The organism is Aliiroseovarius sp. (genome assembly GCF_030148435.1).
In the GTDB taxonomy this organism is placed as follows: domain Bacteria; phylum Pseudomonadota; class Alphaproteobacteria; order Rhodobacterales; family Rhodobacteraceae; genus JASBTN01.
Window position 1 is genome coordinate 1 of record NZ_JASBTN010000065.1, and the last position, 16401, is coordinate 16401.

Annotated in this window: 15 protein-coding genes; 4 read left to right on the forward strand and 11 right to left on the reverse strand. The window is 64.4% G+C overall.

Annotated elements, in window-relative coordinates:
- Positions 1-36: 36 nt before the first annotated feature.
- The 6 genes from Q1V43_RS11685 to Q1V43_RS11710 all read right to left on the reverse strand — a co-directional run bounded on the left by Q1V43_RS11685 (position 37) and on the right by Q1V43_RS11710 (position 6488).
- Positions 37-642, reverse strand: coding sequence for a superoxide dismutase (locus Q1V43_RS11685; RefSeq protein ID WP_300518034.1), 606 nt, complete (start codon positions 640-642; stop codon positions 37-39).
- Between the two features lie 172 nt (positions 643-814).
- Positions 815-1231, reverse strand: coding sequence for a hypothetical protein (locus Q1V43_RS11690; protein WP_300518037.1), 417 nt, complete (start codon positions 1229-1231; stop codon positions 815-817).
- An 89-nt stretch (positions 1232-1320) separates the two neighbouring features.
- A complete protein-coding gene (locus tag Q1V43_RS11695; RefSeq protein ID WP_300518040.1) occupies positions 1321-1884 on the reverse strand; it encodes a sarcosine oxidase subunit gamma family protein in 564 nt (187 codons plus the stop codon).
- Positions 1877-4909, reverse strand: a complete 3033-nt coding sequence (locus Q1V43_RS11700; RefSeq protein ID WP_300518043.1) for a sarcosine oxidase subunit alpha family protein — start codon at positions 4907-4909, stop codon at positions 1877-1879. The genes Q1V43_RS11695 and Q1V43_RS11700 overlap by 8 nt, the downstream gene beginning before the upstream one ends.
- Positions 4906-5229 (reverse strand): sarcosine oxidase subunit delta, encoded by a 324-nt coding sequence (locus Q1V43_RS11705; RefSeq protein ID WP_300518046.1) that lies wholly within the window; start codon positions 5227-5229, stop codon positions 4906-4908. Before Q1V43_RS11705 ends, Q1V43_RS11700 begins: the two co-directional genes overlap by 4 nt.
- A gap of 11 nt (positions 5230-5240) precedes the next feature.
- Complete coding sequence (locus tag Q1V43_RS11710) at positions 5241-6488, reverse strand: sarcosine oxidase subunit beta family protein (protein WP_300518049.1); 1248 nt, start codon at positions 6486-6488, stop codon at positions 5241-5243.
- Positions 6489-6697: 209 nt separating this feature from the next.
- On the opposite strand from Q1V43_RS11710, the gene ccmI reads away from it, so the two are divergent.
- Genes ccmI through Q1V43_RS11725 form a run of 3 tightly spaced genes read left to right on the forward strand, consistent with a single transcriptional unit; the run spans position 6698 to position 8645 of the window.
- Positions 6698-7951 carry a c-type cytochrome biogenesis protein CcmI gene (gene ccmI, locus Q1V43_RS11715; RefSeq protein ID WP_300518052.1) on the forward strand — a complete coding sequence of 418 codons (1254 nt, stop codon included), beginning with the start codon at positions 6698-6700 and terminating at the stop codon, positions 7949-7951.
- Positions 7948-8415 carry a Holliday junction resolvase RuvX gene (gene ruvX / locus Q1V43_RS11720; RefSeq protein WP_300518055.1) on the forward strand — a complete coding sequence of 156 codons (468 nt, stop codon included), beginning with the start codon at positions 7948-7950 and terminating at the stop codon, positions 8413-8415. The genes ccmI and ruvX overlap by 4 nt, the downstream gene beginning before the upstream one ends.
- The gene (locus Q1V43_RS11725; protein ID WP_300518057.1) at positions 8412-8645 is read left to right on the forward strand and encodes a DUF1289 domain-containing protein; all 234 of its coding nucleotides are present in this window, start codon (positions 8412-8414) and stop codon (positions 8643-8645) included. The genes ruvX and Q1V43_RS11725 overlap by 4 nt, the downstream gene beginning before the upstream one ends.
- A 57-nt stretch (positions 8646-8702) precedes the next feature.
- Here Q1V43_RS11725 and ispG read toward each other — a convergent pair whose 3' ends face one another.
- From ispG to Q1V43_RS11745, 4 genes are all read right to left on the reverse strand, one after another.
- On the reverse strand, positions 8703-9830 hold the full coding sequence (gene ispG, locus Q1V43_RS11730; RefSeq protein WP_300518060.1) for a flavodoxin-dependent (E)-4-hydroxy-3-methylbut-2-enyl-diphosphate synthase: 1128 nt from the start codon (positions 9828-9830) through the stop codon (positions 8703-8705).
- Between the two features lie 149 nt (positions 9831-9979).
- Positions 9980-11191, reverse strand: coding sequence for a helix-turn-helix domain-containing protein (locus tag Q1V43_RS11735; RefSeq protein ID WP_300518062.1), 1212 nt, complete (start codon positions 11189-11191; stop codon positions 9980-9982).
- Between the two features lie 116 nt (positions 11192-11307).
- Positions 11308-12531, reverse strand: a complete 1224-nt coding sequence (hemA, locus tag Q1V43_RS11740; protein WP_300518065.1) for a 5-aminolevulinate synthase — start codon at positions 12529-12531, stop codon at positions 11308-11310.
- 215 nt (positions 12532-12746) lie between these two features.
- Positions 12747-13385: a hypothetical protein gene (locus Q1V43_RS11745; protein WP_300518067.1), complete on the reverse strand. Its 639-nt coding sequence runs from the start codon at positions 13383-13385 to the stop codon at positions 12747-12749.
- Between the two features lie 127 nt (positions 13386-13512).
- On the opposite strand from Q1V43_RS11745, the gene Q1V43_RS11750 reads away from it, so the two are divergent.
- Positions 13513-14898 carry a M20/M25/M40 family metallo-hydrolase gene (locus tag Q1V43_RS11750; protein ID WP_300518069.1) on the forward strand — a complete coding sequence of 462 codons (1386 nt, stop codon included), beginning with the start codon at positions 13513-13515 and terminating at the stop codon, positions 14896-14898.
- A gap of 201 nt (positions 14899-15099) precedes the next feature.
- Here Q1V43_RS11750 and Q1V43_RS11755 read toward each other — a convergent pair whose 3' ends face one another.
- Complete coding sequence (locus tag Q1V43_RS11755; protein ID WP_300518071.1) at positions 15100-15975, reverse strand: glycosyltransferase family 2 protein; 876 nt, start codon at positions 15973-15975, stop codon at positions 15100-15102.
- Positions 15976-16401 lie beyond the last annotated feature (426 nt).

Here is a 16401-nt window from a genome sequence, read left to right on the forward strand (position 1 = left end):
CCGGTGCGGGCCTTCGTCGTTCAGGCCATCGCTGCGTCAGGCGGACAGCCGGCGCGCGACGTCTTCCCAGTTCACCAGCTTGTCGAGGAAGTTCTGCAGATAGGCCGGCCGCTTGTTGCGGAAGTCGATGTAGTAGGAATGCCCCCAGACGTCGCAGCCGAGCAGCGCGGTCTGATCGAAGCAGACGGGGTTCACGCCGTTCTCGGTCTTGGTGACCTTGAGGCCGCCATCGGCGCCCTTGACCAGCCAAGCCCAGCCCGAGCCGAACTGACCGGCACCGGCGGCGGCAAACTCTTCCTTGAACTTTTCGACCGAGCCGAAGCTGTCGGTGATCGCCTTTTCCAGCTCGCCCGGCATCTTGCTGTCGTTCGGGGTCATCATCTCCCAGAACTGGTTGTGGTTCCACAGCTGCGAAATGTTGTTGAAAATCCCGTTCTGCGCCACGGTGGACTTGTCGTAGGTGCCCACGATGATCTCTTCCATCGACTTTGCTTCCCACTCGGTCCCGGCGATCAGCTTGTTGCCGTTGTCGACATAGGCCTTGTGGTGCAGGTCGTGGTGATATTCCAGCGTCTCGGCCGACATGCCGTGCTCGGCCAGGGCGTCGTGGGCGTAGGGAAGATCGGGAAGTTCAAAAGCCATGGGGTAGCTCCCTGTATATGCGTGTTAATGTCACAGCCTAGATGGGGCAGCCCGCCCCCTGAGGTCAAGGGGCAGAGGGGAGCGCAACCGAATTAAAACCGTTCTAAAGAGCAATTATTGCTTCGCGCGCGCCAGGTGAGCCCTCGCCCGCGCCACACGGCCCCTGGCCGACCTATTCGACCGTACATCGCCCGTCGCCACGGTCGCGGTTGGCATAGCCAAGCGGCGTCGAGGACATCGAAGCCCGATGCGATGCTTTCCGGACCGTCAGAGAGAAAGAGAACCCGTTCACGAAGACGCGCTGCGCGCCGGCGACAACCGTGATGTCCTCCAGCACCCAGTTGAAGGTGGTCCGCCGGGCATTGTCGGTTCCGACCCTGCCCTCGATCGGCGCATCCTTGTAGAACTTGATGATGGGATCGAGCACCACCACCTTCCCGGTGCTTTCATCGTGGTTGACAACCACAACCTCGGGGATCCACGCGCCAGACCCGGCAGGCGTGATTTCACATGTGTACGTCTTGGCCGGGGCCACGGTTGCAATCGTGCCGGCAAGCAGCAACGTCGGCAGGAAAGGGATAAATTTCACGGACTATTTCCATCTCAAAGAAAACACGGGCACAGGGTAGCCCCCCTGCGCCCGCGGTCAACCTGAAGGGAAAATCAGGATCGTGAAACTTACGTCAGATAGCCGACCTCGCTGCCCGGCCTGGCGGCGTTTTCCAGCAGACCGAAGACATAAGTCGCGACCGAGCGGAAGCAGACCAGCTCGATCATGCCGTCCTCATCCATGTGGAAGGCGGCGGGCACCTGGGCCACGCGCGAGCGGCGCAGGGTGCCCGGTTCCAGCGCGGCCATGTCCGCCGGGCTGAGCTTGGCCACCACTTCACGGGCCCCATCGCCCGAGACATGGAATACCGCGCGGGCGTCCGACACGTTCACCGCAAGGGCGTGTTCACCGGACAGGGCTTCGGACAGGTCGGAAACCACCTGTTCGGCCGCGCCGTGATCCACCATCAGGAGCAGCTCGTCGGGCGACATCCAGGCGACCTTGCCCTTTTCCCCAGCAAGAATGCCGCAGATGTCGGGCATGTCGGCCCCGGTGGCGGCTTTCACCGCCGCAGCCAGGGTTTTCGATGCCAGGTCGCCGCGCAGAGTGACCATGCCGACAAGACCGGCCTCTTCCACCTTGCAGAAGCCTTCATATTTCGCGCCCCTCAGCGCCGAGACAACATCAGACATTCTGCTTTTCTCCTTCCGGATCATAGAAAACGGGGCTGACGATCTTTGCCTTCACCACCGTGTTCGAGCCATCGACCGTGGGGAAGCCGATCACTTCGCCCATACGGTCGGGGCCGTGTTTCACCAGGCCCATCGCGATGCCCTTCTTCAGGGTCGGCGAATAGTAGGTTGAGGTCACGCGGCCGATCACGTTCTTCTGGCCGTTCGCGTTCACGCCCTCGCCCACCGCATAGGCGCCGTCGGGGATGACCGAGCCATCAAGGGTTTCGAGCCCGACGAGTTTCCAGCGGTCCGGATCGGTCATGTGGCTGCGGCTCTGCGCGCGTTTGCCCATGAAGTCTTCCTTCTTCTTGGAAATCGCCCAGTTCAGCCCCAGGTCCTGCGGGATCACGGTGCCGTCGGTCTCGTCGCCGATCATGATGAAGCCCTTCTCGGCCCGCATGATGTGCAGACATTCGGTGCCGTAGGGCATCACGCCGAACTCTCCGCCCGCATCCAGAAGTGCGTCCCAGAAAGCGCGGCCCTGGCTGGCAGGGACGGCGATCTCGTAGGACAGCTCGCCCGAGAACGAGATGCGGTAGGCGCGCGCGTCGAAGTTGCCGATCTTGCCGTCACGCCACTGCATGAAGGGCAGCGCCTCGGCGGAAAGGTCCATGCCGCCCCCGGCCTGATCGTTCAGCTTTTCCAACACCTTGCGGGCGTTGGGGCCGACCACGGCGACCTGGGCCAGCTGCTCGGTCACATTGGCGACATAGACGTTCCAGTCCCACCATTCGCACTGCAGCCAGTCTTCCATCCAGGCGTGGATGCGATCGGCACCGCCCGAGGTGGTGTGGCACAGCCAGGTGTCCTCGTCGATACGGGCAACCACGCCGTCGTCCGACAGGAAACCGTTTTCCGAGCACATCAGGCCATAGCGGCATTTGCCCACGGCCAGGTTCGACATCATGTTGGTGTACATCATGTCCAGGAACTTGCCCGCATCCGGCCCCTTGACCACCAGCTTGCCCAGGGTCGAGGCATCGAGCAGGCCCAGATTCTCGCGGGTGTTCAGCACCTCGCGATTGACCGCCTGTTCATGGGTCTCGCCCGATTTCGGATAGCAATAGGGGCGGTACCAATGGCCGACCGGCTCGAAATAGGCGCCCGCCTCGGCGTGCCAGGCATGCATCGGGGTCTGACGCACCGGCTGGAACAGCTCGCCCCGTGCCTCGCCCGCGATCGCGCCGAAGCTGATCGGGTTGTAGGGCGGACGGAAGGTCGTGGTGCCGGTGGCCGGGATTTCCTGGCTCAGAGCGTCGGACAGGATTGCCAGGCCGTTGATGTTGGACAGCTTGCCCTGGTCGTTGGCCATGCCCAGCGTGGTATAACGCTTGGTATGCTCGACGCTTTCATAGCCCTCGCGGGCCGCCAGCTGCACGTCCGAGACCTTTACGTCGTTCTGGAAATCCAGCCACATTTTCATGCGCTTGTCGGGTCCGGCGCCCTGCGGCATGACCCAGACAGGTTCGATCGGCTGCATGGTCTCGGGCGCAACCTCCGGGGCGGCCTTGGACGAGGTCTTGCCCCCCGCGGCCTTGCCCGCGACCTTGCCCGCCGCATGAGCGTCGGCCATCACATCCGCGAGGCTGAGCGCACCGGTGGCCGACCCGGCCGTGACCACGAAGGCGGCGCCGTCATGGCTGGTCGGCGCGCGGTCGGGATCGGGGCGGAAATGGGCCTGTTCGACATCCCAGATCAGCTTGCCGCCGCAATGCGACCACAGGTGCACGACCGGGGACCAGCCACCGGACATGGCAACCGCGTCGCATTTGATCTCTTCCAGCGACGCGCCTTCGCCCGCCTGGGCGCAGACACTCACGCCGGTGACTTTCTTGCCCCCGTGCACCTTGGCGATGCCCTTGCCGGCCTCGACACGAATGCCGGCCTCGCGGGCGGCATCGGCCAGCGGTCCCCCGGCCTCGGCGCGGGCGTCCAGGATCATCGGCACGTTGAGACCGGCCGCTTTCACCGCCAGCGCGGTGCGGTAAGCGTCGTCGTTGTTGGTGACGACCACAACGCGGTCGCCCGCCGAGACGCCCCAGTTGACGATATAGTCACGCAGGGCACCGGCCAGCATCACACCGGGAATGTCATTGCCCGCAAAGGACAGCGGCCGTTCGATCGCCCCGGTGGCCGTGACGATCTGCTTGGCACGGATCCGCCATAACCGGTGACGCGGACGCCCGTCGCCCGGCGTATGGTCGGCCACGCGCTCGTAGCCAGTGGCGTAGCCGTGGTCATAGACCCCGGCGCCCATGATACGGGTGCGAATGGTGACATTCGCCATGTTTTCGAGCTCTTCGACGGCCTTGTTGACCCAGCCCTCGACCGGCATCCCGTCAATCTCTCCGCCGTCCACGACCGCGCGACCACCCCAGTGGTTGGTCTGTTCAATCAGCAGAACCTTGGCCCCTGTCGAGGCGGCGGAGCGGGCTGCGGCCAGACCGGCCACACCACCGCCCACGACCAGGACATCGACATGGGCATAGAAGTGTTCATACCGGTCGGCATCACGTTCCTTGGGCACCTGGCCCAGGCCCGCCGACTGGCGCACAATCGGTTCAAACAGCTTCTCCCACGCGACACGCGGGAACATGAAGGTCTTGTAGTAGAAACCGGCGGTCAGGAAACGCGAGAACTTGTTGTTGATCGCGCCCACGTCGAACTCGAGGCTCGGCCAGTGGTTCTGCGAGGTGCAGGTCAGCCCGTCGAACAGCTCGGTCGTGGTGACGCGCTGGTCGGGTTCGAACCGCGCGCCCTCGCCCAGGTGCACCAGCGCGTTGGGCTCTTCCGAGCCCGAGGCCAGAATGCCGCGCGGACGGTGGTATTTGAACGACCGGCCCACCAGCGTCTGCCCCGCGCCCAGAAGGGCGGCGGCCAGCGTATCCCCGGCATAGCCCGTCATGCGCTTGCCGTTGAAGGTGAATTCCATCGCTTTCGAGCGGTCGATCAGGCGACCGCCTTGTGCCAGACGGGTGCTCATTTGTAGCCCTCCCAGTCAGGGTGTTTCGCCTTGATCGCGTCGATCAGTTCCTTGGGCGGCTCCAGCGTCTGGGCCGGATAGGTGCCGTAGACTTCCAGCGTCATGGTCGAACGCGCCGCGTGGAAAAACTTGCCGCAGCCGCCGGTGTGACGCCAGCGTTCGAAGTGAACCCCCTTCGGGTTCTTGCGTTCGAACAGATAGGTTTCGAAATCCTCGTCACTCGACCCGGGACCGAAACGCTTGATATGCGCCTCGCCCTCCGCGTGGAGTTCCGTTTCGTCGGCCATCACGCCGCAATAGGGGCACTGCAATGTCAGCATGTCTGATCCTCCTAGTGGGCGACGCCGGCGGCGACGCTTTCGTCAATGAAGCGGCCTTCGCGGAAGCGGTCCAGACCGAACTCGGCAGCCAGCGGGCCCGGTTCGCCCTTGGCGACCAGTTCTGCCATGGCCCAGCCCGATCCGGGGATCGACTTGAAGCCGCCGGTGCCCCAGCCCGCGTTGATGAAGGTGTTGCCCAGCGGGGTTTTCGAGATCACCGGCGAGCGGTCGCCGGTCACGTCCACGATCCCGCCCCACTGGCGCATCATGCGCAGGCGCGAGATGATCGGGAATGTCTCGACCAGGGCGCGCACGGTTTCCTCCACGTGGTGGAACGAGCCGCGCTGGGTGTAGTTGTTGAACCCGTCGGTGCCACCGCCGATGACCAGTTCGCCCTTGTCGGACTGCGACATGTAGCCGTGCACGGTATTGGCCATGACCACCACGTCGATGGTCGGCTTGATCGGCTCGGACACCAGCGCCTGCAGCGCCACCGATTCCATCGGCAGCCGGAAACCGGCCTTGCCCGCCAGATCGCCGGAGTTGCCCGCGACCACGATGGCCAGCTTGTCACAGCCGATCTCGCCCAGGGTGGTCTGAACGCCCGTGACCTTTCCGCCGGCCTGGTTCACGCCGGTGACTTCGCATTTCTGGATGATGTCCATACCCATGTCGGAACAGGCGCGCGCATAGCCCCAGGCCACGGCGTCATGGCGCGCGGTGCCGCCGCGCGGCTGCCAAAGGGCGCCCAGCACGGGGTAACGGGGCCCGTTGATGTCCATGATCGGCACCAGTTCCTTTACCCGCTGGGGCGAGATGAACTCGGTCGACACGCCCTGCAACGCGTTGGCATGCGCCGTGCGCTGGTAGCCGCGAACCTCGTGATGGGTCTGGGCCAGCATCATCACGCCGCGCGGCGAGAACATGACGTTGTAGTTCAGGTCCTGCGACATGGTCTCATAAAGGCTGCGCGCCTTTTCATAGATCGCCGCCGAGGGATCCTGCAGGTAGTTCGACCGGATGATCGTGGTGTTCCGGCCGGTGTTGCCACCACCCAGCCAGCCCTTTTCGATGATCGCCACATTGGTGATCCCGAAATTCTTACCCAGGTAAAAGGCGGTGGCCAGCCCGTGCCCACCGGCACCGACGATGACCACGTCGTACTTCTTTTTCGGTTTGGGCGAGCGCCAGGCCCTCTCCCAACCGGTGTGGTAACGCGCACCTTCACGCGCGATGGCGAAAGCCGAATAACGCCGCATGGCGATTCCCCCCTGTTCGGGTTCCTTTATCGTCTTCTGTTTTAAGGGGCGGGGGGTGAAATCCAATGCTATCCCGCGCCGCTTGAGGGGAAAATCGCGACATGGTGAACCCCGCCCCCCCTGTCTGGATGTCGCACTTGACCAATGGGGGTTTTTCCCGGGCCAAGAGCGCTATAAATGAGGGGGAACGAAACGCGCGGAGAGAAAACATGAGCTTCTGGATCTTTACCGGGGCGCTGGCGCTTGTCGCCACGGGCGCCATGGTCGTGGCACTGCTGCGCCGTCGCGAAGCCGCGACAGAGGGCTCGGCCAGCTTCGACGTGCAGGTCTATCGCGACCAGTTGAAAGAGCTGGAACGCGACATGGCCCGCAACACCATCGGCAAGGCCGAAGGTGAACGGGCCCGGGTTGAAATCTCGCGCCGCCTGCTGGAGGCCGACCGCAAGGCGCAGGCCGGATCCAGGGCCGGCGAAGCACCGGCCGGGCTGACCTATGTTACTGCGGCCCTTGTGGCGGCGATCGTGATCGGCGGCGGGTTTTACCTCTATGACCAGATGGGGGCGGCCGGTTATCCCGATATGGGTCTGGAAATACGCAAGGAAATTGCCCGGGACGTACGCGAAAACCGCGAAAGCCAGGAAGAGGTCGAAGCCACCCTGCCCGAATGGGCCGGTCCGCCGCCGGAGGCACCTGCCGATTATGTCGCCCTTGTCGAACGGCTGCGCGAGATCGTCTCGACCCGGCCCGACGAACTGGATGGTCACATGCTGCTGGCCGACCACGAAGAGGCGCTCGGCAATTTCGTCGCTGCCCGGCGGGCGCAGGCGCGCGTGCTCGAAATCAAGGGAGCCGAGGCGACCGCCGGCGACCATTCCCGCCTGGCGCACCTGATGATCCTGGCCGCCGAGGGTTATGTCTCGCCCGAGGCCGAAAGCCACCTGGCCCGCGCGATGGAGCTCGACCCGGGCAATGAGACCGCGCGCTTCCTGACCGGCGTGATGTATGACCAGACCGGACGCCCGGACTTCGCCTTCCGCATGTGGCGCCAGTTGCTGGAACAGCCCGGCGCAAGCAACAGCCCCTGGATCGGCATCATCCGCGACAATATCGAGGGCCTCGCGGCCCGCGCCGGGCAGGATTACACCGCGCCTCCCGCCCCGGTGGGGGCGCCAATGGCCGGTGGGGCCGGTCCCACGGCCGAGGATGTCGAAGCCGCGCAGGACATGTCACCCGAAGAGCAGCAGGCGATGATCGAAGGCATGATCAACCAGCTTTCAGAACGTCTCGCGACCGAGGGCGGCCCGGTCGGCGACTGGGCCCGCCTGATCAACGTGCTGGGCGTGGTGGGCAATACCGAGCGCGCCAAGCGGGTGTTCGAAGAGGGGCTCGGCGTCTTTGCTGGGAACGAGGAAGCCATCGCCCTTCTGACCGACGCCGCACGCTCCGCCGGGGTGAGCGAGTGATCTGCGAAGATATCGAGGATTTCGCCGCCGCGCTCGCACCGATGACGGCGCTGGCGGGGCTGGATCTGGGCGACCGCACGATCGGCGTGGCCGTGTCCGACAGTTTCCGGCAGGTGGCCACACCGCTGGAAACCATTCGCCGCAAGAAATTCGGCGTCGATTCAGCGCGGCTGCTGGAGATCGTCCGGGACCGCTCGCTGGGCGGCATCATCCTGGGCCTGCCGCGCAATATGGACGGCAGCGAAGGCCCCCGCTGCCAATCCACCCGCGCCTTTGCCCGCAATCTGAGCCGCCTGACCGAGCTGCCGATCGGCTTCTGGGACGAACGGCTGTCCACGGTGGCCGCCGAACGGGCGCTGTTGGAGGCGGATACGTCACGAAAACGTCGCGCAGAGGTGATCGACCACGTCGCGGCTGGCTATATTCTGCAAGGTGTGCTGGATCGTATGAGGCATATGCAATGACTGACGAAATCTGGAAACGGGCGGAACCCGAAAGCCCCTGCGTGAAAGTATGCACCATGCATCCCGAGGAGGGGCTCTGCATCGGCTGCCTGCGCACGCGCGACGAAATCGCCACCTGGGGCCGCATGACGCCCGCCGAACGGCGCGTTATCATGGCCGAGCTGCCCGATCGCGCACCACGCATCCACAAGCGCCGTGGCGGCCGACAGGCGCGCATGGAGCGTGGCTGAAGCCCTCGACGGGGCTTTTAGCGCCAGGTGTTTCAGCGCGGGGCGGACGCCGGAAGGTTACTCCGCCGCTTCGGCCTCGGCCTCGGCCTCGATCTCGGCGGCGCGTTTCTCGACCAGATCGACGATATGGTCGATCATGCCCGCATTGTCTTGTTTGTGGTCCTGCTTGCCGGCCACATAGACCATGCCCGAGCCCGCGCCCCCGCCGGTGAAGCCGACATCCGTCATCAGCGCCTCGCCGGGGCCATTCACCACGCAGCCGATGATTGACAGGGACATGGGCGTGTGGATATGGGCCAGCCGCTCTTCCAGCTCCGCCACGGTCCTGATCACGTCGAACCCCTGCCGCGCGCAGCTGGGGCAGGAGATGATGTTCACCCCGCGGTGGCGCAGCCCCAGCGATTTCAGGATCTCATAGCCGACCTTGACCTCTTCGACCGGGTCGGCCGAAAGGCTCACGCGGATCGTGTCGCCGATCCCGGCCCAGAGCAGATTGCCCAGGCCAACGGCCGATTTGATCGTGCCCGAGACGAACCCGCCGGCCTCGGTGATCCCCAGGTGAATCGGCGCATCGGTTGCCTCAGCGATGCCCTGATAGGCCGCGGCCGACAGGAACACATCCGACGCTTTCACGCTGATCTTGTAGTCGCGGAAGTCGTTGTCTTCGAGGATGCGGATATGCTCAAGGCCGCTTTCCACCATCGCTTCGGGGCAAGGTTCCCCATATTTTTCAAGCAGATGCTTTTCCAGGCTGCCCGCGTTCACGCCAATGCGGATCGAGCAGCCATGGTCCTTCGCGGCCTTGATCACCTCGCGCACGCGGTCCTCGGAACCGATATTGCCCGGGTTGATACGCAGGCAGGCGGCCCCCGCCTCGGCGGCCTCGATGGCGCGTTTGTAGTGGAAATGGATGTCGGCGACGATCGGCACCGGGCTTTCCCTGACGATCTCGCGCAGGGCCAGGGCGGATGCCTGGTCCGGCGTGGAAATGCGCACGATATCCGCCCCCGCCTCGGCCGCTGCCAGCACCTGGTCCAGGGTTGCCCTGACGTCGGAACTGTCCGTGTTGGTCATGGTCTGCACCGCGATCGGCGCGCCACCTCCCACCGGCACGTTGCCCACCATGATCTGACGGGAGGTTCGGCGGTCGATATCGCGCCAGGGACGGATCGGATTGTGGCTCATGTCGGCACCTTTGCGGCGGATCGTGACGGCTGTTCGCGCCTTAGGTAGCGCGCGGGAACGGATATCACAAGCAACCGGGCGTGGCTCGGGGGCTCATACGCCTCTGCGCGTCGGGACGAAAGGTCACATGTCGCTGGGGGGAACCGCGCTCAGCGCGCGCAGACCGAGGCCGGGATGAAATCGGGATCGTCCGGCGCGGGCGACGCGATCAGGCGTGATTCCGGCGAACCGGCTTCGACCGGGTGATAGGCGGCGGCAAGCGCCTCGGCCCCGAGGGACACGTTCTTGACGACGTTGGCGCCATCGCCTGCCGGCCCGTAGACCGTGCCATTCACCGCGAAGAACACGGCCCCGGCATTGCCGCTGCGCAGGACCGGCGGCTGTTCCGTGCGCGGCAGCACGAAACGTTCACAGGCGTCCAGAACCTTTTCCTTGATCACCGTGCCATCGGCGGCGCGTACGCGCACCCAGGCCGGGCGCACGGCGAACAGAACCACTTCCGGTGCTTCCTCGCCCAGAACCACCGGCGTGGCCGGGGCGAGCGGCTCCGGCGTGGCGGCAGCCACGAGGGTTTCGCGCGCAGGCGCTGCAGGTGCGGGCTGCTGTACCAACACCCCGACCGAGCGTGGGTCGAGCGTGGCAATCGGGCCGTCACGCGGCACCAGCACCGGCACATCGAGCACCGGCGGGCGCGACAGGCGATCAAGCGCTTCGACGGTCGGCGGCACGGGGGCCGTTTCGGTCGCATCTGGCCCGGCCGAGGCGATGAGCTCCGCGCTGACCGGATCCGGCAGCGCCTCCATGGCGCTGGCGGTCTGTTCCACCGGCGCGAAATCGACGCGTTGGATCTCCTTCAGCACGGACCATCCGCCAAAGCCGATCACGCCCACAAGCGCCAGCAGCACGGCAACGGAGCCGACCGCGCCCGGTTCGATTCCGGCAAAGATGCTCTCCTGACGCGGCACGAAGCTCGCATCCGGATTGGCCAGAGGGTCGCCGAAGTATTCCTTGCGGGCGGGCTTGGTGGTCGAGGCCTCCTCGGACAATCCGTGCGCCGTGGCAAAACCCGATTCGGTGCAGAAGGTCTCGTAGGCCCATTCCGGATCCATGCCGAGATAGCGCGCATAGGACCGCACATAGCCGGCGATGAAACCCTGGGTCTCGAAGGCGGAGGAATCGCAGTTTTCGATCGCAGCGATATAGGTCGCCTTGATCTTCAGCTCGCGCTGAACGTCCAGAAGGGATTTTCCGAGGGTCGCGCGTTCGCCACGCATCAAGTCGCCAAGCTGGAGCTCGAAGCTGTCAAAGCCTGTCGGCTCGTCCTGCTCCTCGACCTTCGGTGAAATCCACCGCTTGATCATGCCCGCTGCCCCTGATCGCTTAATTACTGTCCCCAATCGGCCACGATTCGCGAAAATCGTTCACCGTTGGCGAAGAAATACCACAGACAAGGCGCCGATGCACCTGCCGAACTGTCTCAGGCAGAGAGCTCGGCGCGATTCAGCTCACATTGCGACCAGAGGCTGTCCAGCGCATTCACCAGCCTGTCCATCTCGTCGGGGCCATGCACCGGCGAGGGGGTGAACCGCAGGCGTTCGGTGCCGCGCGGCACGGTCGGGAAGTTGATCGGCTGCACGTAGATTCCGAACTGTTCCAGCAGCATGTCGGACAGGGCCTTGCAGTGCACCGGGTTGCCGACGATCACCGGCACGATGTGGCTGCCGTGGTCGATCACCGGCATGCCCAGGGCACGCAGGCGGGTTTTCAATATCTTGGCCTGGGTCTGCTGGCTGTCGCGGCGCGCCTGGTCGGTCTTGAGGTGCCTGACCGAGGCCGCCGCCCCGGCGGCAATCGCTGGCGGAAGTGATGTGGTAAAGATGAAGCCCGGCGCGTAAGACCTTATGGCATCACACATTTTCACACTGGCGGCGATATAACCACCCATCACGCCATAGGCTTTGGCCAGGGTGCCGTTGATGATGTCGATACGGCCCATCAAACCGTCGCGCTCACAGACACCGGCACCACGCGGCCCATACATGCCGACGGCGTGCACCTCGTCAATATAGGTCAGCGCGCCGAACTCGTCGGCGAGGTCGCAGATCGCCTCCACGGGTCCGAAATCGCCGTCCATGGAATAGATCGATTCGAAGGCGATCAACTTGGGCGCCGCAGGGTCGTCCGCCGCCATCAGCTCGCGCAGGTGATCGACGTCATTGTGCTTGAAGATGCGCTTGGCGCCACCGTTGCGACGCACCCCTTCGATCATCGAGGCATGGTTGAGTTCATCCGAATAGATGATCAGCCCGGGAAACAGTTTCGGCAGGGTCGAGAGCGTCGCGTCATTGGCGATATAGGCCGAGGTGAACAGCAGCGCCGCTTCCTTGCGGTGCAGATCGGCCAGTTCGGCCTCGAGCCGCTTGTGATAGACCGTCGTGCCCGAGATGTTGCGCGTGCCCCCGGAACCGGCGCCGGTGGCTTCCAGCGCCTCGTGCATCGCTTCCAGAACAGCCGGGTGCTGGCCCATGCCCAGATAGTCATTGCCGCACCAGACCGTGACCGGCGTCTGCGTGCCGTCCGGACGGGTCCAGACCGCATGGGGGAAGTTGCCCTTTTCGCGTTCGATGTCGATGAAGGTGCGGTAGCGGCCTTCGTCATGCAGGCGCTGCAGCGCCGCGTCCAGTTTCGCGTCGTAGTTCAAAGTCCCCTCCAAGGGTCCGGTGTGATCCTGTTCGTTGCGACACCATACAGGGTCCGTAAGGTGAACACATTCAAAAAACCGATACAGAATGCCGCAGATGCCGCCCTTGACCTGTGTCAAATGCGGGATTCGCCTCGATCAGGTTTCCGAAACGCGCCATTTGGCAGGCCCGGGTGCCCTGACAGTTTACCCGGAACCCGGGTGATTCGAAGTATTTAATCCTCGGACACGACGATTTCGCAATCGGTGGCGCCCTGTTCGGCAGCACGGGTGTTGCACCGGTCCAGCGCCGCCTCGGCTGCGCCCGCCCCCTTGGCGATCACCCAGGCCTCGGTGCCCGGCGACATGGCCAGGACCTTGGGGCCTTCGCCCTCTTTCCAGGTCTTGCGCAGCCGTTCGGTAGCGACCTGGCTCAGCATCAGGGGCTGGGGTTTCCAGTTCTTCGGCAGAAGCAGCGCAACCACCGCGCAGGACTGGCTGCCTGAAGCCCCGGCGCAGGCATCGAGCGCGGTGGCCTGCGCGGCCTCGGGGTTGTGCAGCTTGGTGACGAAGGCCAGGTTTTCCATTTCCAGCACCCGGTCGGTCGGGACCGCCAGCGCGCCGTAATAGCTGTACCCGGCGGCTTCCAGCGCGTTCAGCCGCTTGCGGTCGGCGAACTGGGCGACCAAGGCGTCGATACTGGCGGCGATCTCGCCCGACAGGCCCTCGACCGCGACCGGTTCCAGCACAAGCCCCTTCGGGCTGAACAACATCTTGCGCGCCGCGCGTTCCTCGACCGGCTCGGCCAGCGCGGCCCCTACCATGACTCCGGCCATCGCCACCCCGGACAGAACAGCCAAAAGACCCCGTTTCATTCCACACTCCCTCGCTGGTTCGCGGGGAGCTTACCCCCTGCCCCGGCGCGGGGCCAGACCCTCTGGACAGTGGCCCGCGCGCTGTTACGTTGACCGGCAAGATTTCGCAAACCTGCCGGAGCGCCCCATGACCCTCGACCCCGTCCTGAAGAAGATCGACGACGACCTGACCGGAGCCATCGACCGCCTGCTGGCGCTTCTGCGCATCCAGTCCGTGTCGACCGACCCGGCCTACGCCACCGAGTGCGATCGCGCCGCCGACTGGCTGGTCGCGGACCTGAAGGGCATCGGTTTTGACGCGTCCAAACGCCCCACTCCGGGCCATCCGATGGTGGTGGCCCATACGGCCACGGATACGGGGGGGAATGGGCCGCATGTCATGTTTTACGGCCACTATGACGTGCAGCCGGTGGATCCGATCGAGCTCTGGGACAGCGCGCCCTTTGAACCGGCGCTGGAGGACACCCCGGCCGGCAAGGTCATTCGCGGACGCGGCGCGTCGGATGACCAGGGCCAGCTGATGACCTTCGTCGAGGCCTGCCGCGCCTGGAAGGCGGTGCACGGATCGCTGCCCGGGAAGATCTCGGTCTTCTTCGAAGGCGAGGAAGAGTCGGGCTCGCCCTCGCTGGTGCCCTTCATGAAGGAAAACGCCACGGAGCTGACCGCCGACGTGGCGCTGATCTGCGACACCGGCCTGTTCGAATCAAAAACCCCCGCCATCGTCACCCGGCTGCGCGGTTTGGTGGGGGAAGATTTCACCATAACCGGCCCCGACCGCGACCTGCATTCCGGCATGTATGGTGGCATCGCGATGAACCCGATCCGTGTTTTGACCCGCATCCTCGCCGATCTGCATGACGACACCGGCCGCATCACCCTGCCCGGTTTCTACGACGGGGTCGAGGAGTTGACGGACGAGATCCGCAGCCAGTGGCAGGGGCTGGGCTTCGACCACGGCGCCTTCCTTGGGGACGTGGGCCTGCGGGTTCCGGCGGGCGAACTGGACCGTACGCCGCTGGAAATGATCTGGTCTCGTCCGACCTGCGACGTGAACGGCATCTGGGGCGGCTACACCGGGGATGGATTCAAGACCGTGCTGCCCAGCCAGGCCTCGGCCAAGGTCAGCTTCCGCCTGGTCGGCAAGCAGGATCCTTACGCGATCCAGAAATCTTTCCGAACCTATGTGGAAAGCCGCCTGCCCGAGGGGTTCTCTATCGAATACCGGTCGAAGGACGTCTCGGCCGCCTCGCAAATGTCGACCGAGAACCCGGCCTTTGAACAGGCCCGAAAGGCGCTGTCGGACGAATACGGCATCCCTGCGGCCTATGTCGGTTGCGGCGGGTCGATCCCGATTGCCGGACATTTCAAGGATATCCTGGGCATGGACGCGATGCTGGTGGGTTTTGCCAAGGATGACGACAACATCCACTCGCCGAACGAAAAATACGACCTGGAGAGTTTTCACAAGGGCATCCGCTCCTGGGCGCGCATTCTGGCCGAGATCGCAGGGTAAGACTGGGTTCGGGAAAAGAACTGGACCTGCGAAACGCCCCGATCCGGGGCGTTTCGTCCGTAACGTCGCGGGAGTTTCGGATTTCCAGATTTCTGGCAAAAACAGCATTCGCCTGTCTTTTCGCCACCTGAAAGACCTTATCGGGGTCGCAACCGGTCACTTTCCGTCAATGTCCTGGCAAACCCTTACCCAAGGCGGAGCTCAGAACACTCCGAAGAACCGCTCCGGCAGCTCGAACAGCGCGGCGATATCGGGGCGGTCGAACTCCCAGAACCCCGTGTTGCCCCGCGGTTTCCAGCTGTCATGCATCGCGCGACGATAGGGCGCCATGTCGAACCCCTCCTGCATCGGCAGGTCGGCAAAACCCTCGAAAGAGGCGCGATCCTCCCCTCGGGCCTCGGCAAACCAGTGACGGCCGATGGCGGTATCCTTGATGCCTGCCCCGATCTCGGCGGTCACTGCATTGCGACGGTTCATCGCCGAGACATATTCGGGAAAGTCGCAGAATTTCAGATGGAACAGATACAGCGCATCCGGTGTATGCAGCTTGTCAAGCTTGGTGAAATGGCCACCCCGGGCGATCTTGGTCCCCGCCGAGATAACGCAGGGCTTGGAATAATGCGGCGCCATGCGCACATGGCGACGGGGGCCAAGGATACGGTCGCTCACCGCCTCGGGCTCCTTGTCGATGCGGTGCACCACCTCCAGGCCCAAGGGGGTCAGGACCCGGCGCAGGGGCTTGCCGGAAAGATACTCCAGCAGGTTCTGTCCAAGCGCCGGGTCAACCACCACCAGCTCGTCCACATCCCCCACCACCACGTGGTCATAGTAACAGCGCAGCCCCTCGACCAGGTTGTTCAATAGCCGCCAGCGCTTCATGTCGAAATTCTTGTGCGGATCGCCGGGGATGCCAATGATGTTGCAGCCGCGCGCCAACTCGGCCACCGCCTCGCCGCGACCGTGGTTCACGATATAGCAGTTCTCGCGCCCCAGAACCTCGCCATAGTGATGCAGCCATGCACGCAGGAAAAACAGGTCGTCCCGCACCATGGTCAAGGCCGCCACTTTCGATTGCATCCGCCTGCTCCGCCTCGAGGCCCCCTGCCCGGGGCCGATTTCCACCTGATTTGCCCGATACATACAGGTTTTGGTGCGGCAGGAGAATCAAAATCAATCCGAGGCGGACCGAGAGGCCCGCGCCCCGATGTTCGGCACCGTGTTGCCCCAGAGCAATGCGCGCGAGTTTCAGCCCAAAGCCAGCCCGGGAAGCCCGTGTGGCGCCAATTCGAACATGTCTGCGGGGCGTGTGGGATCGCCGCCCGCAAGCATGCGCAGCTTCTCGCGGAGATGCGTTCGGGGGTGAAAGGCGCCGGACAGAGCGTCAGGAAACGACGAGGAAAACGGTCAGCGACAAGTCATCTATCAGCTTGGACATGTGCCATTTCCGGGCAGGCTTCCGGGGCGGAAAAGTGGCGCGGTTGACGGGGCTCGAACCCGCGACCC